Genomic DNA, 22,491 nt, shown 5'->3' with positions numbered 1-22,491 from the left:
TTATACAAGGTTTCTGCCTATCCAGAACAGGATAATAATAATTAAAACAGCATAAACAGCATTCCTGCTATATAGGATTTTCCTTATACTGGGATGCTTTTGTTTCCCACCGAAGTATTCCAGATACAGGCAGAATAAAATATAAGGTATTCCCAGTATTAAAAGGGGATTACTCAAAAAAGCATCTTTGATGTGTAGATGTAATAAATGATGTATTGCCCGCTGGCTGCCACATCCCGGACAATCCAATCCGGTAAGTGAATGGAACGGACATTGAGGAAAAAATACGGATTCTTCGGGACTGAAAAGGTAATAAACGATACTTACAATTAAAAGCAAAATACTAATAACGAGTATCTTTGGTAAATATTTTGATTTTATTTCACCCGACACTTAACTGAACATTGCAATTATTACTGCTCCGAAAATAGAAAAAATAACATAGCATGCAGGGAGGAAAAGAATACCTATTAACGCCCATTTCTTTGCATTCTCGGCTGCCCGCGAAGCTCCGTCATAATCTTTAGCATAATACAGAGATTCAACTCTCGATGCATAAAAGATACCGACTACACTGATAGGAGAGCAGCAGAATATAGACAACAGGATCGATTCTACCAGCCAGTTCTTTGGCATAGGCAATATATCGTTCCATCTTTCCTGATTATCGCTCGGTCGGTTATTATAATTAGCTTGCGGATTGCTTGCAGGTGCAGGCTGAGGCCGTACCGCTTGCGGCTGAGGATTGACGGTATTGACAGGTACTTCCGGTTTTGGTCTTACAGGTTCTTTCTTTTCCTCGGGTACAGGTATTTTAGTATCGAATAAAAAAGACAGTTCCTGAATGCTTCCCGCATTCGCCCAGTCGGCCATTCCCGATCTCCACACCATTGTTTCGGGGCGAATCCTCTTTGTTGTCAACTCTGTTATCGGAAACGGGCCGCATTGCTGTTTCGATATATCGTCTATATAATAGTATTTTATCATGTTCTAAGATTTGTAAAGCTCGGGTTGATTTAGGAAAATATTCTTTTAATTAAACATCTTATCGATGCCTACAGCCGTCGAAGGAGCAGGAGCATCCGGAATATCTTCTGTTATCTTATCACAAACACCATATCCCGAAACTGTTCCGAACTGTTCGGTTTGCTTATAACCCAGCTTAGGGTCGGCATATACTTTTTTCATAAAAAGGCCATAAATAGGAAGAGCCATGGCGGCACCTTGTCCGTCGGTAGTACGGTCGAAGTGTATGGCACGTTCTTCACCGCCAACCCAGCAACCGGCAGAAAGGGTAGGGGTGAAGCCCATAAACCATCCGTCGGAATTATTCTGTGTCGTACCTGTTTTGCCTCCCATTGGTGCGGTTATTCCATAATTGCGTCTTACTCGGCCTCCGGTACCACCGTCGATAACACCGCGAAGCATATCGATCATTTTTACATAAGTGCCTTCTCCGAATACTTCATCCAATTTTGGAGTAAAGTTGGCTATGATATTTCCGCTCCGGTCTTCTATGTGTGTAATATATATCGGGTTTGCGCGAACACCTTTATTGGCAAAAGCCGAATATGCAGCTACCATTTCCGCAACTGTTACTTCCGGTGTTCCCAGGCACATGGCCGGTACCGGATCAATATGGCCTGTCAATCCAAAAGAACGCAGGAACCGTGCAAAAGCATAGGGTGATGTCCTGTTCATCAGGTATGCAGTAACCATATTATCGGAGTTTTGCAGCCCCCATTTTATGCTGACCATTTCTCCTACCTTCGATGCTCTCAGTCCTCGTGGCGGATGTGTACGGCCGATTTCATCTACCAGAACCTGCTGCTCGTATTGCATCTGGTCGCAAGGCGTCATACCTTCCTGCATAGACAGGGCATAGAGATATGGCTTTATAGTCGATCCAACCTGACGGCGTCCCATATTTACCATGTCGTACTGGAAGTAGCGGTAGTCTATTCCGCCTACGTACGCTTTTACATATCCGGTGTGCGTATCCATTGCCATAAATCCTGAACGGAGAAATCCTTTATGATAACGTACCGAATCGAGCGGCGTCATAATGGTATCTATTTCGCCTCTCCACGAGAATACTTTCATTTCTACAGGCTTTCTGAATGCTGCCATTATTTCCTTTTCGGAAGCACCGCCTTTTTTCATAGCCCTGTATCTGTCTGTATTTCTCATTGCTTTATGTAGTAATGTGTCTACCTGTTTGGCTACAGAATAAGAATATGGGGCATACGATCTGCCTCTTTTTTCCCTGTCGAAATCCGGCTGTATTTCTTTGCTCATATGTTCGGTCATCGCCTCTTCTGCATATTGCTGCATACGGGAGTCTATTGTTGCATATATCTTAAGTCCGTCGGTTGCCAGATTGTAAGCTGATCCGTCCGGTTTTTTTACCTTATTACACCAACCGTACATCGGGTTGGTTTCCCAGTTTATAGAATCGATGGTGAATTGGTCTTTTTGCCACGATGCATAATTTGCCCTATCAGGCTTCTTTGCATTTAAGGTCAGGCGCAGATATTCCCTGAAATAGGGTGCAAGCCCGTCTTTATGATCTACTCTTCTGAAATCAAGTTTTAATGGTATCAGTTTCAGTGAATCATATTGATGTTGTGTAATGTATTTATTTTTTCGCATTTGATCGAGCACCACATTGCGTCGTCCCTGTGTGCGTTCACCATGCCTTCTCGGATTGAAATAAGAAGGATTTTTACACATGCCGATCAGTGTAGCCGCTTCTTCGATAGTCAGGTCTTTCGGCGTTTTATTAAAATATACCTGTGATGCAGACTGAATGCCTACGGCATTATTGAGAAAGTCGAACTGATTCAGATACAGGTTTACAATTTCGTCTTTGGTGTAATATCGTTCCAGCTTAACAGCAATAACCCATTCGATAGGCTTTCGCAGGAAAACACGCACCATCCAGTTTTCGGCCGGAGGAGAATAAAGCAGCTTTGCCAACTGCTGTGTGATTGTACTGCCGCCACCACCGCTCGATTGCTGTAATATTACAGTCTTGACTACTGCGCGTGCCAGTGCATATACATCGATACCCGAGTGAGAATAATAACGGGCATCTTCGGTAGCTACAAGGGCCTGTACTAGGTATGGCGAAAGATCACTGTAATTGGAATATATACGGTTGTTTTTTGCTTGCGAATACGTGCCGAGAAGCACGGCATCCGAAGAATATATCTGAGATGCATATTTATCGATAGGGTTTTCCAGTTCTTCCACATCCGGCATATACCCGATGACGCCTACCCCTATTCCTGCAAATAGTCCTATTATTAATACAACAATACAGGCAAAAGCAATCCATAGTTTTTTTACAATTTTCTTGGATGAGAATTTGCCGGAAAGTTTATTTTTTTTCGATTTCGCTTTCTTATCGTCCATATAGTAAGTGTAAATCTAATCAGTCTGCAAATTTAAATAAAACGTTTCAATATCGTAGATAAAAAAACTTAAATGGTTCATTTGCCGCTGACATTATAATTCATGATTTTTAATATATTACGGGTTCTATAACAGTCTTGTATATTTTGTTAAAGTTCAGAATAGAGACAGTCTTCACCTTGATATTGTTTTATAATAGTTTCTGTATAGGAAAAACGGTCGCAATTTACTCAATAATAAATAAAGCAGAAAAATTAATCAGGGAAATTATCTCTTTTATTTACACCGGATATCGGTATAATGAATATGGGAGCCTATCATTTTAATCATTGAGTATTTATATACCATATGTATTCTGTTGAAAATAAACCTTATATATTTAACATGCCTGTGTCATTAGATTAAAAATGTATAACAAATCACTTGCTTTTGACCTCTATTGTATATGTTTCCGGGATTTTGGTACTATCTTTGCACTATAGAACAGTCAGTTGTTCGGTAAAAAATTGTTGCAAACATTCTTTACAAAGGAGAAACGGCTGTTATAAAAGGTACTTAATGGTTTACATCATTATAAAAGGATTATTTATCGGCTTCCTGTCATCAGCTCCTATGGGGCCTGTTGGTATGTTGTGTGTGCAACGTACCCTGAACGAAGGCAGGAAAAACGGATTGATTACCGGTCTTGGGGCGGTGGCAGGAGATATGCTTATAGCTTTGCTTGCGATTATTGCTGCACTTGGGTTGGGATTTAGTACGGAATTTATCCAGCAACACGAAGGACCGCTAAAGGTCGTGGGTAGTATTATACTTATTGTTTTCGGATATATTGTCTATAATAAAAACCCTTCGAGAAATCTTGCAAAACTGAAAGAGAACACAATGTCGGCATGGAAGGTGTTTGTCTCGTCACTTATTCTTACGGTTTCCAATATTGCAACTCTGTTTCTTTACATAGCCTTATTTGCCCGGTTCAATGTTATCGATTCCACGAAACCTTTCGGTTACGACCTTATAACTATCTTATTTATCGGTATTGGCGCTTTCCTTTGGTGGCTTTGGGTCACTTATTTCGTAAATAAGCTCAGGAGCAGATTCAATCCACGCGGACTGCAGATATTTAATAGAATTATTGGCCTTCTTCTTATCGGATTAGGAATCGCGGGTATTATTACGGGCTCCCTGATGGGTATCGATATCTTCTAATCCTGATTTTTAAATCTGATTTCTATTCCATAGTAGCGACTCATCAGTTCGGCTGAAAAAGGGTCTTCTCCGTGTATAAATGTACTTCCTTCATACCTTTCAAATTCACAGGAAGAAGCGTTTGCTTTTTTAGCAGCATCAATTTTAGCTTCCCTTTCCAGCATCATATTCCTGAAAATATTAATGTCTTTAGCAGCCAGATAGAAAGTAAAAGTAAAGCAGATGAGTCCAATTGCTATAACAGCCATTCGTAACTGTCGGAGAAATCTATGTCGGAAATCCAGATTATAATATAATATTCCTGCCCCTATTATAAGAAAAGTGACTACACCAAACAGTGCCCTGCGCGGGAAGGTGGGGGAGAATAACATAGCATACACAGCAGCAATAGCAGCAATGAAATATATAAGGCTTAGTTTGAATTTATTATTCTTTTCTTCCCTGTGAAATTTATTGTATAGTATGAAAGTAATCAGACAAACCAACAGTGCCGTTCCCGAGTAGAAGAAGAATGTTAGTGTACAATTAAATATCCGGTAAATAACAGTATAAAATGTTATTGCTGATTCTCCGGCTCTTTCCAGATTTCCGGGAGCAAATATCAATATGGCATATCCTGCAATTGCTCCGATCAGACCGCATATTCCCCATACGGGAATTTTAATGTTCTTCGATCTGTAATAAAAGAAAAAGAGAATAATTATCAGGATCATGGCTCCGGCCGTATTTTCATTTGTCCAGCCTGCTATTATTCCTGATACAAGAAGGACAAAAGAAGATAATACACTTATCGGAATATTTTGCTTATTACCTTTGTATAAACGGTATGGCAGTAAGAATAACAGGATAATGAAAGTACACCATAAATAATTAGCCGAGCCGGTGATCCATAGAATCGTATCTCCAAATACAGGTTGCAAAAACCATATGGCAAGATTGATTACTATGAATAAGGATAGGCTGTGTTTACTATGTCCTTTGATGTGATAATAAATTAAAACCACATATAGCATATAAACAACTGAGGTTACCAGATCGGTTATATACGAAGGCAGCAACAACAAAACCTGTGCTATAAAATGCGCCACACTACGCCCACCCCATAGATGATAATGATTTATCTGAGATTGTACTATATCACTGACAGAAGCGATGCGTGTATTTTCTCCGTAGATGAACATATAAGAGAAGTCATCCGAAATCAGGGGTGTGAGTAGGTTTAGAACAAGCAGGGCTGAAAAACATATAGTAATAACAATAATCCAGCAAATCGCTTTTTGAGATTTACTATTATTTATTTTTATTACCTGCGATTCTATGCCGGAGTAAAATCCTTTTGTACAATTAAGGATGCGGTCAAATATATCAGTTGATGTATTCATTCACAAAGATTGTATATACAAAAGTAGCATAAAAAATATAAGGGGCAATCTCTGAATAATCATTCATACAAATCTTTTTCCAATTGTTTTACTGCCTGAAACAGAGGATTATTTGAAAATTTTCATTAAATTAGTACATTCTTAGCATTTATTTGCCTTTTAAAATCTTAATGCAAACATAACTCTGAAGATCATACAATTAAATGAAAAGATTAATTAATAATCTGCCGATAATATCTTTAATCTGTATATTTCTTTTCCCGGGCTGTTCCAAGTTAAACCGGGCAGAAATGATTATGGATACGGAAAACGGTTTAGGGTATATACAGCAATTGATAGATTCTCTGGCAGGAGACGATCTCAATATAACGCATCTGACTCTCAACAGTTCGGACAGTACTAGCATCGTTGATTTTATTAATTTTGTCGGGGTCGATCCCGATAATGGAATCAAAGTAAATGTGAAATATGATTTCGGCGGCATACTTACAAAAAGAGATACGGTATTGACTCAAGAACCGCAAATACCAAATAAGATAGAACTGAAATTAATGTCATCTTATCTGAAGGAAGCTCTGGCTATGATTCCGCCAGCATATAATTATCTGAACATTCGTTATATATCTTTCGATGCAAGATCAAAATACAGAAAATGCTCGTTTACAGTAGAAGTTGCTCCTGTGGATAAAGACAGTGTGTTTGAGTGCAAAGAGGTCAAAAAAAATGAAATCACCACTCGTATTCCTCATAAGGCAGGGATAAAAGCAAACGGTTCCAAATCTCAGACGGTTACTTATTACACAATGTCATTTACTGTCAATAATGACAATAAAGTTCTGATCAATTAGTTATTACATCCTTCACTCACATAGATATAAATCTACAAAATGGAAAAGGTACATTTAGTTTATTACAGCCCGGCATTTTCGACACGTAAAATTCTACGGATTATAGGAAAAGGAATTGCAAGCCCCGCAAAGGAATATGACATTACTCAGGGAGTAGGAGAGCCTCTGCTCTTCGGAAAGGAGGACCTTGTTATATTAGGTGTTCCAGTGTATTCGGGAAGAGTTCCGGCACCTTTTGTCGATATTTTTCAGAAGATAAAAGGAGAAAATACACCGGCTGTTTTGGTCTGCGTGTATGGCAATCGTGATTATGATGATGCTTTGCTGGAATTGGCAGATTTATCGAAGGAAAATGGATTCATTCCGTTTGCAGGAGCAGCATTTATAGCACGTCATTCTATATTTCCCAAAATAGCCGAGAACCGTCCTGATGATCAGGATAAACTTCAATTAATGGAGTTCGGGGAGAAATGTTATTCAGAGTTCTTAAATCTGAATATAGATGAAGATAAGGAGTTGAAAGTTAGAGGAAACCACCCTTACAGGGAGCCGTCTAATATTCCCTTTGTTCCAAAAGCCGATTCAACATGTGATAATTGCGGTACCTGTGTAAAGTTATGCCCTACACATGCTATACCTGAAGGTAATCCTAAAAAGACGAATAAGGATATCTGTATCGCCTGCGCACGGTGTATCGCGGCTTGCCCAAAACAATCGCGACGGTTTAAAGGATTAGTCTATAATATGGTTCGAAAAAAGTTCGAATCCAGCTATGCAGAACGGAAAGAACCTGATATCTTCTTTACCTGAGCCGCTTTTTTTCGAACACAACTCTCGATGAAGTCCAGTAAATAACAATACTTATTAGGCATAGGCCTGAGGCTATCAGGTATAAAGTATTGAAAGAAAAATATCCTGTAATATACCCTCCAAGCAACATGCCGATTGCCAGTCCGAGGTCGAAACCTATCAGGTATGTTGAATTGGCTGTACCGCGCTGGCTGTTTTCAGCAAGGTTGATATATAGTGTCTGCAGGGCAGGGAACATCATTCCGAAACCTACTCCGATAAACAGACCCGATATGCAAAAGGCATAAATATTGTGTATCGTGGCAAAGGTGAAGAATGCTATAGCCACAATGGCCATTGCGGAAACATTCACCTGATGTATTTTTCCTTTGTCGACAAGCTTGCCTGCAAATACACGTGAAGCAATAATACCTCCTGCCCAGAATAAGAAGAATATTCCGGCATTGAAGATTCCTATCTCTTTTCCGTATTGCGCTACGAATGGCCCTATTGTGCCCCATGCAAAACAAGGAAGCAACTGATTGAGGAAAATCGGCCATCCCTTTAATAAAAAGAAACGGTCAAGCGACATTTTCTGCGGTTGTTCGATTTTCGGTTTTGTCGGTGCTTTTATCAGTGCTGTTGCAAGAATTCCCAATGCACCCATTCCTATAGCACACCAAAGTAAAGTATCGAATCCCCAGCTGTTATATATATGTATTGCTACAAACGGCCCTATTGCCATTGCCACATTCATAAATGTACCGTAATAGCCTATTCCTTCGGCGCGTCGCTCGGACGGTACGACGTCTATTGCCAGTGTGCTCGATGAAACTGTCGATAACCCCCATGTGATACCGTGCAGAAACCTTACGAGAACAAATAGCATTACTGTGGTAGCCCAGAAATAACCGAAGAAAATCAATACATAGCACGAAAAAGCGATCAGCAGGATTTTCTTTCGTGAATGTAAGTCGACCAGATAACCCGAAAACGGTCGCACAAACATCAGGGCTATGGCATAAGATGCCAGTACAATACCCGTCTTTGACTGCGCTACTCCCATCTGCTCGGTAATATAGAGCGGAATAGACGGCATCAACAGATTAAATGAACATGCCATCAGAAAGTTTGCAAGACAAACATTCAGATAGCTTAGCGACCAAAGTCTTGGTTTAGTTTCCTCTAGTTCCATAGCAAATTAACACTACAACAACTCACTTAGTTCCATCCACCGCATTGTTTTTTCGTCTATTTCGTCAATCAATACGCTGATACGGTTCGATTTATTTAATAGTTCTTCGTTAGAGAGCGTACCACTAGATAACTCTGTTTCCAGTTTCGCCTTTTCCTCTTCCAGCTGAGGTATTTGCGCATCCAGTTCTTCAAACTCTTTTCTTTCCTTGAACGACAATTTTTTCTTCTCTTCCTTTTTGGAAACTTGTGGCTGCGGCTTCTCCTCTTTTGGTTTGGCTGTCAATTCTTTTTCCTTTTCCAGAGTTTCTTGTATCTCTTTCCATTCGCGATAATCGGAATAATTACCCGGAAAATCCTTTATATTGGCATTTCCCTGAAACGCAAGCAGATGGTCTACAACTTTATCCATAAAGTAACGGTCGTGCGAAACAACAATGACGCATCCTTTGAACTGCTGCAGATACTCTTCCAGTATATTAAGTGTTACAATATCCAGATCGTTTGTCGGCTCATCCAGTACAAGGAAGTTCGGATTAGTTATCAAAACGGTACACAAATATAGGCGGCGTTTTTCTCCTCCCGAAAGCTTGTATACAAAGTTATGCTGCTTTTCGGGTGGGAATAAGAAATGTTGCAGGAATTGTGAAGCCGTCAGGCGGCTGCCATTTCCAAGGTCGATAACTTCTGCGATATTCTGTATTACATCCAGTACTTTCATCTGTTCATCGAACTTCAGCCCGTCCTGACTGTAGTAACCGAATTTTACCGTTTCCCCGATATCGAATTGCCCTTTATCGGGAGCGACTTCTCCCATCAGCATCTTTATGAAAGTAGATTTTCCTGTACCGTTATTGCCGACAATTCCCAGTTTCTCGTAGCGGGCAAAGACATAATTAAAGTCTTCGAGTATCTTGATATCCCCGAACGATTTGTAAACATGCTGTGCCTCGAATATCTTATTGCCGATATACGAGCCTTTCATCTGTAGTTGTACATTGCCTGCGTCACGTGCCTGCTGGGCTTTCTTCTCTAAATCATAAAATGCATCGATGCGCGACTTGGCTTTCGTACCGCGTGCCTGTGGCTGACGGCGCATCCATTCCAGTTCTTTGCGGAGTAAATTATTGGCGCGGTCTAATTCTGCATTTTGTGCGCTGATGCGTTCGTCCCGTTTTTCCAGATAATAAGAATAATTCCCCTTATACTGATATATCTGTTGCTGGTCTATCTCAATAATCTCATTACAGACACGGTCGAGGAAATAACGGTCGTGCGTTACCATCAGCAGGCTGAGGCGCGAACGCTGCAGGTATTCTTCCAGCCATTCCACCATATCGAGGTCGAGGTGATTGGTCGGCTCGTCCAGTATAATCAGGTCGGGTTCTGTAATAAGGACATTGGCAAGAGCTACACGCTTAAGCTGTCCCCCCGAAAGTTCGGAAATTTTCTGGTCGAAATCCGTGATTTTCAATTGACCCAGAATCTGTTTGGCACGGTGCTCATAATCCCAGGCCTGCAATATATCCATCTTTTGCAGTATAGCATCCAGATTGGATTGGTCTTTAGAATTGATAACCTTCTCATATTCTGCAATCAGGTCTGTTATCTCATTACCCGATTGGAAACAGGCTTGCAATACGGTCAGTTCTCCGGGATATATCGGGTCTTGCTCGAGATAAGCCACACGAATATCCCGACGGAATACAACAGCGCCGTTGTCGTGTGATTCTTTGCCTGTAAGTATATTGAGTAGGGTAGTCTTTCCAGAGCCGTTTTTAGCTATCAGGCCGATTCGTTCTCCCTCGGCTATTCCGAAAGATATTTCGCGAAACAGAACCAAATCTCCAAAGCTTTTTGTAAGTCCGTCTACCTGTAAAATAGATGCCATAGAAAATAATTTTTGCAAAGGTAACAAAAGTAACAGAAATCAATGTGTAAATTAGTAAATGTGCCAATGTGCCAATGACACTAAATGATAACACAAAACTCATAACTTCCAACTCCTAATTTATTTTACATTCCTTAACTATATTTTGTTAAAAAGTAACAAAAGTAACAGATGTTTTAGTAGACAAGCAAACAAGATACGAGATACAGATTAAAAACTTGTCTACTCGTTTACTGGTTTACTTGTGTCTAATATTTCAATTCAAAGAACTATAAGCTAACAGCTCCTTATTATAGATAAAGTTTCGCTATTAATTATTTAAATTGTTGGGTAGAAATGTGAATAAAAACACGAAGCGTATATCATACAGGGTCTACATCGTAGTGCAGAATAACAGATTTGAATTCATTATTGCAAAATACCGCAGCCTGATGAGTATAAATAATCTCTCGGACTTTCTGTATAGAAGCATTATTCTCAATCTTTATTAAAATATTACGGATATATAATGATTGGATTCTTGAAACAGGTGGCTTGCCCGGCCCCAGAATCCTCTCACCGAATGATTGTCGCAGTGCTTCTGCAAATTGTTTTGCAGCCCTCTCGGTAATATTTTCCTCTCGTCCTCTGACTATAATATTTATCAGGCGGAAGAAAGGCGGATAGCGAAACACTTTGCGTTCCTGCATCTGGGCAGTATAGAACGATTCGTAATCATTGTTTTTTATACAATTGATAACCGGATGCGACGGGTGCGAAGTCTGGAGCATGACTAGCCCCTGTTTATTCTTGCGTCCTGCACGGCCACTCACCTGAGTCATAAGCTGGAATGCTTTTTCATATGCGCGGAAATCGGGATAGTTCAGTAAGTTATCGGCATTCAGAATACCTACAACAGACACGTTATCAAAATCAAGGCCTTTCGATACCATCTGCGTACCGATGAGTATATTTGTCCTGTTTTCTTCAAAGTTGGATATTATCTGTTCGTAAGACCTTTTGCCCCTTGTAGTATCTAAATCCATACGAGCTATTGCCGTATCCGGAAAAAACGATTCGACCTCTTCTTCAATCCGCTCTGTTCCATAACCTAGAAACTCGAGTGTCGGGGTCTTACATTCTTCACAAACTTCCGGTACGCGGTAGGTTGCCCCGCAATAATGGCAAACGAGCATCCGCTGCCCTTTATGATAAGTGAGGCTGACATCGCAATGCAGGCAATGAGGCGTCCATGAACAGTTCTTGCATTCCAGCATCGAAGAAAATCCGCGCCTGTTCTGAAAAAGAATTATTTGCTCTTTCTTTGCCAGTGCTTCTCTGACCTCATCGATAAGCGGTGGGGAAAGAATCGACTTCATCTGCTTCTTCCGTCTTAACTCCTTCGTGTTAATCACAGCAATTTGCGGGAGTGCAATATCTTCATGCCTTTTTGTAAGGCGCACCAGACCATATCTGCCCTGTAGCGCATTAGTGTATGTTTCTATAGACGGAGTGGCCGTTCCCAGCAGTACTTTTGCCTTAAATATGCCTGCAAGAACAATCGCCGCATTACGCGCATGGTAACGGGGAGCCGGTTCCTGTTGCTTATACGAACTTTCATGTTCTTCATCGATGATGATTAACCCAAGGTCTGAGAAAGGAAGAAATATAGCAGAGCGTGCGCCAAGAACGACTTGCGTTTCACCGTTTTTAAGCAGGTTTTTCCATGTTTCGGCGCGCTCGTTATCGTTAAAACGGGAATGATATACAGCGAGTTTATTTCCGAATACGGTTTTTAACCGGTTTGTAATCTGGGTGGTAAGCGCTATCTCCGGCAGCAGATAAAGTACCTGTTTACCCTGATTGATAATATCCGTGATTAATTTAATATATATTTCGGTCTTTCCGCTCGACGTAACCCCATACAGCAATGTCGTATCCTTTTCCTTAAAGGATTCCTTTATCTCTTCGTAAGCTTCCAGTTGATACGAATTTAGAGCAAAGGCAGAATCCAAGTCCGTATCTCCATAATCGAAGCGGCTTGTTTCTATATTATATACTTCGAGTATATTCTTTTTTAACAGTTCCGATAATACAGATGCTGTAGCAGATGCCTCTTCTAACAGATGCTTTTTCAGAATAACTTTATTTTCATTTCTAAGATGCAAGAAAACAGATAACAAATGCTGCTGCTTTTTCGACCGTTTTAGATTGTCTAAAATATCGCTTAATTCGTTATCGCTGTAATCCGATGGAAGCCTGACTGCTGATATATTCCTTGGTGAATAAAAGTTACGGATATTTTCATCGATAAATGCAGCCCCTTTATCCACCAATGATTTTACAGCGTTAATCGCATTCGATATTCCGGTATGTTTTTCTATCTCGGTTATTGTCTTAGCTTTATCCGCAGATAAAAAGTAAAAAATTTTCTGCTCATTTGGTGTAAACGGTTCTGCCGCTTCGAAATCCGGATTCAGAAAGACATGTGTTTCACTTTCCAGTTTCAGAGCGGACGGGAGTGCTGCCCGGTAGACGTCCCCGAGAGAACACATATAATAAAATGAAACCCATTCCCAGAATTTAAGCTGGGAACGGGTCACTATCGGGTAATCTTCGAGAATCGAAGTTAGTTCTTTAACCGGAGTTTTCTTTTCTTCCGATTTATATATCTTGAAGACTATCGCCGTATAATATTTCTTCTTGCCGAATTGTACAATTACTCGGCTACCTTCTTTTACCGATGAGGCAAATTCATGCGGGATGATATAGGTATAAAGTCCTTGTAACGGAAGAGGTAATACTACGTCGGCGTATAATATCATTTATCAGAATAGGTATGCCAGACTTACAGTCCAGGTCTGTCTATCGACCTTTCTGAAATCATGAGCAGCTTCCTGATCGTAAGTATCTGTAAATTTATAACGGTAATTCATTCCCAAGTCGAGATGATTAAGCAGGCTTACTCCCAGACCCGCAACGAAGCCTGTCTGTGCTTTCTTCTGACCATATTCTACTCCGTCGATTGTAAGTTCTCCGCCGCCAAGTCGCAGATTGCCATACACACCGGCTGAAACATAGATTCCGGCAACACCGAGGATAGAAAATCTTTTTTTCAGGCTGATAGGTACAGTCAGGTAATTCAGGTTTTTGATATCTCCTTGTTTTTCAACATTGTCTACATTGTAGTTTTTATTTCCGTAAGACAAGCCCGTTTCCACTCCGAACCCGGTCAATGGCACATTAAGTTCCAGTGTACCGCCTATCTGGAAGCCCACGCGGTTCTTTACATTCAATATGTTTGAATTCACCTTATGGTCAGCAACGTCTACTCCTGCTTTCAGTCCATATCTTACGATCTGGGAAAAAACCGGGGATATACTTAAAATGCTCAGCAACAATACTAGTCCTAAAGCGAAAGAGTATTTAGTTTTCATAATTTTTTAGTTTTGTGATTTTTAATATTTCAACATATTAACAAAGAAGAAATTACAATAGTTCTGGTTTGCATGGTTAATTTTAGTAGCACAGCCGGGAATCGAACCCGAATCTAAAGTTTAGGAAACTTCTATTCTATCCATTGAACTACTGCGCCATGGTATTACAACTCTTCAACTTGTAAATCCTGTGCAAAAATAAGAGAATTTCTGAGATAAGGCAAATAGATTTTATAAATTCATGTTCTTATATTGAAAGACGGAATATGAAATATATCATATAAAGGCTTGTAAAGCTTTATTAACAGATAAAAATATATCGCATGTAAATACAAAAGCGTATCTTTATGGGCGAAAAATGTATTAGAGTCAGAACAGGAAAGAAAAAACCGAAAGATAAATGTTTCAGATAGGCGATACAATAGTTGCATCGGATATAATAGAGGAAAATTTTTTATGCGACTTATCTGCTTGTAAAGGAGAATGCTGTGTGGAAGGGGATTCAGGCGCCCCGCTCGAAGATGAAGAAGTAAAAATCATTGAAGACCTGCTACCGCACGTATGGGATGATTTGTCGCCGGCAGCTCAGGAAATAATCAAACAACAAGGCGTAGCTTATAAAGACAGTGACGGCGATATGGTCACTTCCATCGTCAACGGTAAAGACTGCGTATTCACATATTATGACGAAAAAGGTATTTGCAAATGTGCTATAGAAAAAGCGCATCGTGAAGGTCGTGTGGATTTCTACAAGCCTGTTTCGTGTCATTTATATCCCATCCGTTTAGATAAATACAGGGATTTTACAGCCGTGAATTATCATCGCTGGCGGGTATGTAAGGCTGCTGTATTATTGGGTGATAAGGAGAATCTTAGAGTATATCAGTTTTTGAAAGAGCCGCTCATCCGGCGTTTCGGGGAAGATTGGTACAACGAGCTTTCGCTTGTTGCCGAAGAGTATAATAAAGAGCGTGTAGCAGGCGTTAACAAATAGTTTAAAGTTTTAATTAATAACATATATACTTAAACTTAAAAATGCATCCTTTAACACAATTCAAATTTTGCCCAAAATGCGGATCTGACCGTTTCGTCGAAAATAATTTCAAATCGAAGAAATGTGAAGATTGCGGCTTTGTCTATTATTTCAATTCATGCTCATCTACGATTGCTATTATTATAAACGATAATAAAGAATTACTTGTCGCTACGCGTGCGCACGAGCCTGTAAAGGGTACACTTGATTTACCCGGTGGCTTTGTTGATATGGAAGAAACAGGCGAAGAGGCTGTTGCCCGCGAAGTGCTGGAGGAAACCGGACTTAAAGTAGAAAATGTAAAGTATTTGTTTTCGATACCTAATAAATATATATATTCGGGGTTTGAAGTGCAGACACTCGACCTTGTCTATCTGTGTAAGGTGAGTGATACCCATATGCTTAAAGCAGAAGATGATGTTGCCGGACTGGAATTTATAAAAATATCGGAACTGAAGCCTGAATTGTTCGGGCTGATGTCGGTAAAAGAAGTAATAAAGGAAATACAAAAAATGAATATATGAAAAAAGTACTTGTAGCGTTAGGATTTGTTCTGAGTGTACAGTTTACATACGCTCAGAAGTCCGTATACACGGAGATGCCCGACAGGCTTTTCTCGCAGGGAAAAGAGATGTTCCTGGACAACAACTATGTAGGTTGCATGAATGCATTGGAAGAATTTACAAAGCGATCAAAAGATACTAAGCTTATCCCTGAGGCCGAATATATGATTCTCAGTTCGATGTACTATCAGGGAAATGCGAATGTTGGCAATATGTTGAAGGACTATCTGGAAAAATACCCTTCTTCTTATCACCGCAATCAGGTTTCTTTCTTTATCGGGTCTATGCATTTTGCAGAAAAGGATTGGCAAAAAGCATTGTACTGGTTTGCACAGACCGATATGGATTATCTGGATGTGAAGGAACAGGAGGATTTCAGCTACAGGTCTGCATACGTAAACCTGCAGGCAGGCAACAGGGTGGAAGCCAAGCGGCTGTTTGGCCTGCTCACCCGTAACAGCAATAAATACGGCGAACCGGCTTCTTACTATCTGGCTTATGCCAATTTTCAGGATGGGGAATATGATCAGGCAATTCCTGTTTTCCGTAAATTGAAGAATAAAGGGGAGTATAAGGAAAGTTCTTCATTTTTCCTTACTCAGGCTGCATTTCTTCAAGGTGATTTGAACAGTACTATATCGGAAGGGCAGGATTATATATCATCATATCCTAGCAGTACAAATGTGATTGAAGTTTACCGCCTTCTGGGAAACAGCTACTACCGTCAGGGTGATGTGAGAAATTCAATAAGCAACTATGAGAAATATCTGCAAGGTGCTGAAACTACTTTCCGCGACGATATGTACCAACTGGCAGAAGCCTACTATCAGACCGGAGCGTATAGTAAAGCTGTGAATGCACTGAAAAGAGATGTACCTTCTACAGACGACCTGCTCGGTCAGGCAGCATATATGCTGCTGGGACAATCCTACCTGAAAGTCAATGATATACCGAATGCTACTATGGCATTCGATGCTGCTGCACGTACACAGTTCAATAAGACGATCAGTGAGGAGGCTTTATATAATTATGTAATGCTTATGAACCGTGACGGAGGCTCTGCTTTCGGTCAGGCCATTACGGCATCGCAGCGGTTCCTTACCGAATATCCGTCTTCACAATATACAGATGAGGTAAATGAGGCTTTGGCTTCTACCTTACTTTCTACAAAGAATTATAATACCGCTCTTACAGCTATCAATAGTATAAAATCTCCCGGACGACAGATTCTGGATGCGAAACAGCTTATCCTTTTCCAATTGGGAGTGCAGGAATCGATAGACGGACAGTACGATGCTGCGGAAAGAAATCTCGATGCAGCTATCAGCTTAGGCAGATATAATACGAAAGCACGTAATGAAGCATATTTCTGGCGTGGTGATTTGGCATATCGCAAGGGTGACTATCATGCTGCTGCCCGCGACTATGCTTCTTATATAGAGGAAGCTTCATCCGGTGGACAAAACTATGCACTGGCATTATACAATCTGGCTTATACCGATTATCAGCAGAAGAACTACAGCAGGGCATTAACGAATTTCAAAAAATATACTTCGGCAGAAAAAGACAGACAAGTACCGAATTATGCAGACGCATTGAACCGTATCGGCGATTGCTATCTATTTAACCGTAACTTCTCCGAAGCGGAAAATTATTATTCACAGGCGGTAAATGTAAATCCGGGGAATGCCGATTATTCTGAATTCCAGAAAGCATTTGTGCTTGGGCTTCAACGTAACTATAACGGAAAAGTGTCGGCATTGAACAGTATGATGTCCAAATATCCGAATTCTCCGTATTATGATGATGCGTTGTTTGAAAAGAGCAGGGCATTGGTTATGTTAAGTAAGGATCAGGAGGCTATATCCGTTTTGGAAAAATTATTGAATGAGCATCCGAAATCGAACCTGTCGCAAAAAGCAGGTATCCAGCTCGGACAGTTATATTTCAATAATAATAATCCTCAGAAATCTATTGCTGCATACAAGCAGGTAGTAGCTACCAGCCCGAATACGGATGAGGCGCGGACAGCTATTCAGAGTATGGAAGGTGTATATAAAGATATTAACGATATCGGCGCATATGCTTCTTATGTGAATTCTTTGGGACAGGGAACTGTATTGTCGGCCAGCCGTCAGGATTCACTGACTTACCTTGCTGCCGAGAATGTGTATATGAAAGGTCGTAAAGATGAATCGAAGACGGCTTTCAATAGATATCTGCAGTCATATCCTAGTGGAGTATTTGCTAGCGATGCACATTTCTATCTGGGAAATATGGCATTTGAGACAAAAGACACTTCTTCGGCTTTGAGCCATTTTAAGGAAGTGATAAATAGCAATAATCCGAAATATATAGATGATGCGTTGATTTTTGTTTCGGGAATGGAGTTTGATAACAAAGATTACGAAGCTGCATACAAAACATACGAGCACCTGAACATGGTAGCATCCAAAAAAGAAAATAAAGATGTAGCTCAACTGGGAATGTTGCGTAGTGCTTATCTGTTGAAGAAGGACAATGAGGTAGTTGCTGCTGCAGACAAATTATTACAAAATGCAAAATCGGGTAATGTGGTTAATGAGGCGCGTTTCTACAGAGGACAGTCTCTGAAAAATCTTGGTCAGTCAGAAAAGGCTATTGCGGATTTACAGGAAGTGGCAAAAGATACACGCAGTGCCTCCGGCGCCGAATCTCAATATCTGTTGGCTGAAATATATTATGAAGCAAAATCTTATGATAAGGCTGAAAAACAGATTCAGGCATTTATGAAAGAAGGAACTCCTCACGAATACTGGATGGCCCGGGCTATTGTTGTTCTGTCGGATGTATATGCAGCTAAAGGTGATAAATTCCAGGCCCGCCAGTATCTTGAAAGTTTGCAGGCTAACTATAAAGGCGGGGAAGCTGATCTTACAGGTATGATATCTTCACGTCTGGAAGCATTGAAATAACAGGAATACGGATAATGAAAAAATAAAAAACGATGAAAAAAGCAATATATAATTCCATTTTCGCCATAGGATTAGGTGTTGTCAGCCTGACTGCTACCGCCCAGAAAGATTCGACCCTGATTCGTCAGGTAATGCTCGAGCGTGATTATAATCCGACATTGCAGGATGCATCCAAAGTTAATACGCAGCCCTTCATATATTCACCGGAAATAAAGGCGAAAGAATTGAAGTTTGTCAGTTCGGTGCCGCGGATAACTATTACCAACAATCAACTGGGAAGTGTAAAACCAAGCGATATAAGAACTGGTGTTGATTTCAATAAAAAACGTGGTTATCTGGTATTAGGTGCTGGAAACAATTCTAACCTCGAAGGCGCTTTTGGTTACCGCATTGTAAACGGAGAACGCGACCGTCTGGATATCTTTGCTACACATAGTTCTTCCAGTTCGAATGTAGATTATATTCAGAAAGGTTATACATTTGATGAGGCTAAGGCTAAATATTCTGCAAGTAGAGGCAATCTGAAATATCAGCATATTTTCGACCCGTCGGTTTTATGGTTCGATGCATCGTTCTATAACACCTCGTATAATTACTATGGTAACCCGTTTATTCCTGCTATTTCATCTGTAGCATATCCTCTTGATCTTACATCCCGCCAGAATGTAGATGTATTCAGTATCGGTGCAGGATTGAAATCTAGTGATAACAACGAAGGAGTATTGAAGTATTACGGGAATCTCAATTATCAGCATTTTAAGACTAAATATGGACCGTATTTACCTGATTCGGGGCCAAAAGGAGGTCAGCTGGATTTAGCGCTTGATTTCTATACAGATTTCGGTTCCGACAGAATGGTAGGGGTAAAGGGTTCATTGATGAACCAGTCTTTCAGCAGTAGTGATAATTTTCTTGAAGATACTTATCACGCGCTTACCAGTGTGACGGCAACTCCATATATTAAATTTCAGGGTGGCAGCTGGGATGCTGATCTGGGAGTGAATGTCAGCTATACGGCGGATGTCAAGAATAAATTCCTTTTTAGTCCGAATGTAAAAGCATCCATTCATATAAATGAGTTAAATACATTCTATGGAGAAATAACCGGTGGTATAAATAATAACACATTTTTGGATATCTTGCAGGAAAACAGATACGTGGACATGAATTCACGTGTAGAATATTCAAAAACACTGTTTGATGGGAAGATAGGCTTCAAATCGGGAGTTGTGAGTGGCTTTGAATTCGACATATTTGCCGGATATAAAAAGACAGACAAAGATCATTTATATTTATCCCAATCTCTGTATAATCCGCTTCCCGGAGAAAGTTATCCCGAAGGAGTAAGAATGTGGGGAAATGTAGGAAAACCTTTATATGCCAATATTGGTACAGGGCATTTTGGAGGATTAATAAGAACTAAGCTTATTCCATATACAGATTTATCGGCGAAGATCACGGCTTATTTCTATGATGTCAAATATGTAAATGGAAATATAACTAGGATCGATAAAGATGCTATTGAGGAGAAGAAAGCATGGGGGCGTCCGACTTTTACAGCTGAGCTGAATGCTGATATCAAACCTATCGATAAATTGACTTTCAATCTGAACTATCAGTATGCCGGCGGCCGTAAGACGCTTTACAGTAATTTTATGAATCCTGTAACGGAAGTCATTAAGATGAAAGATATTAACGAACTGAATATAAGAGGTGAATATCAGGTGACCGAGTGGTTTTCTGTAAATGTGAGGGCTAACAATCTGCTGTTTCAGAAATATGAGTTACAATATGGATATCCTCTGCAAGGATTTAATATTCTGGGCGGTTTGAGTTTTAAATTTTAAAAGGTATCTTTGTATATAATTAAAGAGAATACAATACGAAGACTTTATAAAGCTGAATTCCCTATGAAAATATCCATAGTAAGTCCTGTATATAGAGCAGAAAAGATAATACCAGTATTAGTCGAGAGGATTGAGAAAGCTGTGATTGGAATTACTGATGATTATGAAATTATATTGGTCGAAGATTGTGGACCGGATAATTCGTGGGGAGTTATTGAGCAAATAGCCCGCATAAATAGGAATGTTATTGGCATAAAGCTTAGCCGTAATTTCGGACAGCATTATGCAATAACAGCCGGGTTAGATCATGTTTCAGGGGATTGGGTCATTGTTATGGATTGTGACTTGCAAGATAAACCGGAAGAAATACCTAATTTATATAATAAAGCAAAAGAGGGATATAACATAGTTTTGGCAGAACGATTTGAAAGGCAAGACTCCTTTCTTAAACGGTTATCATCTTCTCTTTTTTATAAAACCTTATCATATCTCACAGGTGTAAAGCAAGACCCGAGTGTAGCTAATTTTGGAATATATGACAAAAAAGCTATTGATGCAATTCGTAGTATGAGGGAATCGATCCGTTATTTTCCAACAATGGTAAATTGGGTGGGCTTTAATAAGACTAAGATAAATGTAGAGCATAGTGCCAGATACGAAGGTAAGACATCTTATAATTTAAAAAAGTTACTGAATCTGGCCTTGGATATAATTTTAGCATATTCAGAAAAACCAATCAGGCTAACCGTGAAGGTGGGAGCATTCATTTCGTTTTTATCAATCTTAGCTGCTATCTATACTCTTATTTTATGGCTATTAGGTGAAATTGTTGTACTTGGATATACAAGTCTCATTATATCTATTTGGTTTTTATCAGGAATTATAATTCTTATATTAGGAATAGTTGGACTGTATATAGGAAAAATATTTGAAGGAGTGAGAAAACGGCCTATTTATATTGTATCTCAAAAAATGAATTATGGTCAGGATTAATTTATTGGGTTATAAGGGATACTACGTACTATCAAATATCCACAGATATTATGACCTTATCGATGACGTTGTAATCGGTAAAGACGCTAATGTAGAAAATGATTATTATACCGAAATAGTAAACTTATGCAGTGCCAATAACATAAAATGCTACGACAGAGGTAAAGAGCCAAAGATTCAATCAAGATATTTGGTGTTGATAGGATGGAGATGGCTCATTCAGGAAGAAGCTACTTTAATTGTTTTTCATGACTCCTTACTTCCTAAATACAGAGGATTCAACCCGCTTGTTTCTGCGTTGATCAATGGTGATGAGTATATTGGAGCGACATGTCTGCTTGGAGAGAAAGAATATGATACGGGAGCCATTATAGGGCAATTAAAAGTTAAGGTAACTTATCCTATAAAAATAAAGGATGCAATTTCTATAATATCAGAATTATACCTTGATTTAATTGTTTGTTTTCTTGATATGGTAAACAATGATGAAACAATACGGTCAACTCCTCAGATCGAAGCAGATTCGACATATAGTCTTTGGAGAAACGAGGACGACTATTTTATAGATTGGAATCAAGATGCAGAAAAAATAAAGAGATTTATTGATGCAGTTGGCCCTCCTTATGATGGAGCAAAAACAAAATCAGGTGAAAATACTTTGACTATCTTTGATGCCCGAACTATGAGGGACGTTACGGTTGAAAATAGAGTGCCGGGAAAAGTAATCTTTAAAGATTCTGACGGTTTGGTTATCGTCTGTGGTAAAGGATTACTTCAGATTTCCCATTTTTATAAAGAAGACAATACAATATTTGATTACTCAAAGTTGTTTCGATTAAAGTTTGTATAATTCTATGTCAGTAGATTGCATTAATAAAGTATGCCTAAAAGAGAAACAACTTATTCGATATATATAATATTTTCAAAATATACTTTATAAAATCGATTCCAATATTTC

At 39.6% G+C, this 22,491-nt stretch carries 17 protein-coding genes and 1 tRNA gene; 9 read left to right on the top strand and 9 right to left on the bottom strand.

The genetic code is table 11. The annotated features are described in order from the left end of the window. Genes K348_RS0109815 through K348_RS0109805 form a run of 3 tightly spaced genes read right to left on the bottom strand, consistent with a single transcriptional unit; the run spans nt 1 to nt 3,417 of the window. The gene (locus K348_RS0109815; RefSeq protein ID WP_231496769.1) at nt 1–393 is read right to left on the bottom strand and encodes a DUF2752 domain-containing protein; all 393 of its coding nucleotides are present in this window, start codon (nt 391–393) and stop codon (nt 1–3) included. Then, entirely contained in the window at nt 394–987 is a 594-nt protein-coding gene (locus K348_RS0109810; protein ID WP_029904796.1) for a CD225/dispanin family protein, read from the bottom strand. Nucleotides 988–1,032: 45 nt separating this feature from the next. Further along, nucleotides 1,033–3,417, bottom strand: a complete 2,385-nt coding sequence (locus K348_RS0109805) for a transglycosylase domain-containing protein (RefSeq protein ID WP_036930412.1) — start codon at nt 3,415–3,417, stop codon at nt 1,033–1,035. A 558-nt stretch (nt 3,418–3,975) separates the two neighbouring features. On the opposite strand from K348_RS0109805, the gene K348_RS0109800 reads away from it, so the two are divergent. Continuing rightward, complete coding sequence (locus K348_RS0109800) at nt 3,976–4,623, top strand: LysE family translocator (protein ID WP_029904794.1); 648 nt, start codon at nt 3,976–3,978, stop codon at nt 4,621–4,623. Here the strand turns inward: K348_RS0109800 and K348_RS0109795 are convergent. After that, entirely contained in the window at nt 4,620–6,005 is a 1,386-nt protein-coding gene (locus K348_RS0109795; protein WP_029904793.1) for a DUF6056 family protein, read from the bottom strand. The genes K348_RS0109800 and K348_RS0109795 overlap by 4 nt on opposite strands. A gap of 203 nt (nt 6,006–6,208) precedes the next feature. Between K348_RS0109795 and K348_RS0109790 the strand changes: the two genes are divergently transcribed. Together K348_RS0109790 and K348_RS0109785 are read left to right on the top strand one after the other, a co-directional pair. Beyond that, complete coding sequence (locus tag K348_RS0109790; protein ID WP_029904792.1) at nt 6,209–6,853, top strand: hypothetical protein; 645 nt, start codon at nt 6,209–6,211, stop codon at nt 6,851–6,853. Nucleotides 6,854–6,892: 39 nt separating this feature from the next. Continuing rightward, entirely contained in the window at nt 6,893–7,663 is a 771-nt protein-coding gene (locus tag K348_RS0109785) for a 4Fe-4S binding protein (RefSeq protein WP_029904791.1), read from the top strand. On the opposite strand, the gene K348_RS0109780 is transcribed toward K348_RS0109785, so the two are convergent. The 5 genes from K348_RS0109780 to K348_RS0109760 form a co-directional block, all read right to left on the bottom strand. Continuing rightward, nucleotides 7,656–8,837 (bottom strand): MFS transporter, encoded by a 1,182-nt coding sequence (locus K348_RS0109780; RefSeq protein ID WP_029904790.1) that lies wholly within the window; start codon nt 8,835–8,837, stop codon nt 7,656–7,658. The genes K348_RS0109785 and K348_RS0109780 overlap by 8 nt on opposite strands. 12 nt (nt 8,838–8,849) lie before the next feature. Further along, nucleotides 8,850–10,727 carry an ABC-F family ATP-binding cassette domain-containing protein gene (locus tag K348_RS0109775; RefSeq protein ID WP_029904789.1) on the bottom strand — a complete coding sequence of 626 codons (1,878 nt, stop codon included), beginning with the start codon at nt 10,725–10,727 and terminating at the stop codon, nt 8,850–8,852. A gap of 362 nt (nt 10,728–11,089) precedes the next feature. Further along, nucleotides 11,090–13,531, bottom strand: a complete 2,442-nt coding sequence (gene priA, locus K348_RS0109770; protein WP_029904788.1) for a primosomal protein N' — start codon at nt 13,529–13,531, stop codon at nt 11,090–11,092. Nucleotides 13,532–13,534: 3 nt separating this feature from the next. After that, entirely contained in the window at nt 13,535–14,143 is a 609-nt protein-coding gene (locus tag K348_RS0109765; protein WP_029904787.1) for a porin family protein, read from the bottom strand. A gap of 86 nt (nt 14,144–14,229) precedes the next feature. After that, nucleotides 14,230–14,301: transfer RNA gene (locus K348_RS0109760), tRNA-Arg, on the bottom strand. 242 nt (nt 14,302–14,543) lie between these two features. On the opposite strand from K348_RS0109760, the gene K348_RS0109755 reads away from it, so the two are divergent. The 6 genes from K348_RS0109755 to K348_RS0109730 all read left to right on the top strand — a co-directional run bounded on the left by K348_RS0109755 (nt 14,544) and on the right by K348_RS0109730 (nt 22,383). Next, nucleotides 14,544–15,137 carry a DUF3109 family protein gene (locus K348_RS0109755; protein ID WP_029904786.1) on the top strand — a complete coding sequence of 198 codons (594 nt, stop codon included), beginning with the start codon at nt 14,544–14,546 and terminating at the stop codon, nt 15,135–15,137. Nucleotides 15,138–15,178: 41 nt separating this feature from the next. Next, nucleotides 15,179–15,700 carry an NUDIX domain-containing protein gene (locus K348_RS0109750; RefSeq protein WP_029904785.1) on the top strand — a complete coding sequence of 174 codons (522 nt, stop codon included), beginning with the start codon at nt 15,179–15,181 and terminating at the stop codon, nt 15,698–15,700. After that, nucleotides 15,697–18,693, top strand: a complete 2,997-nt coding sequence (locus tag K348_RS0109745; protein WP_029904784.1) for a tetratricopeptide repeat protein — start codon at nt 15,697–15,699, stop codon at nt 18,691–18,693. The genes K348_RS0109750 and K348_RS0109745 overlap by 4 nt, the downstream gene beginning before the upstream one ends. A 32-nt stretch (nt 18,694–18,725) precedes the next feature. Further along, the gene (locus tag K348_RS18415; protein WP_036930407.1) at nt 18,726–20,540 is read left to right on the top strand and encodes a hypothetical protein; all 1,815 of its coding nucleotides are present in this window, start codon (nt 18,726–18,728) and stop codon (nt 20,538–20,540) included. Between the two features lie 63 nt (nt 20,541–20,603). Beyond that, entirely contained in the window at nt 20,604–21,533 is a 930-nt protein-coding gene (locus K348_RS0109735) for a glycosyltransferase family 2 protein (protein WP_036930405.1), read from the top strand. Then, nucleotides 21,520–22,383, top strand: a complete 864-nt coding sequence (locus K348_RS0109730; protein WP_051697757.1) for a methionyl-tRNA formyltransferase — start codon at nt 21,520–21,522, stop codon at nt 22,381–22,383. The genes K348_RS0109735 and K348_RS0109730 overlap by 14 nt, the downstream gene beginning before the upstream one ends. Nucleotides 22,384–22,491 lie beyond the last annotated feature (108 nt).

Source organism: Prevotella sp. 10(H) (assembly GCF_000711235.1).
GTDB lineage: Bacteria > Bacteroidota > Bacteroidia > Bacteroidales > Dysgonomonadaceae > Dysgonomonas.
Note: the sequence above shows the minus strand (reverse complement) of the source record. Positions and strands in the feature narration are given on the sequence as shown.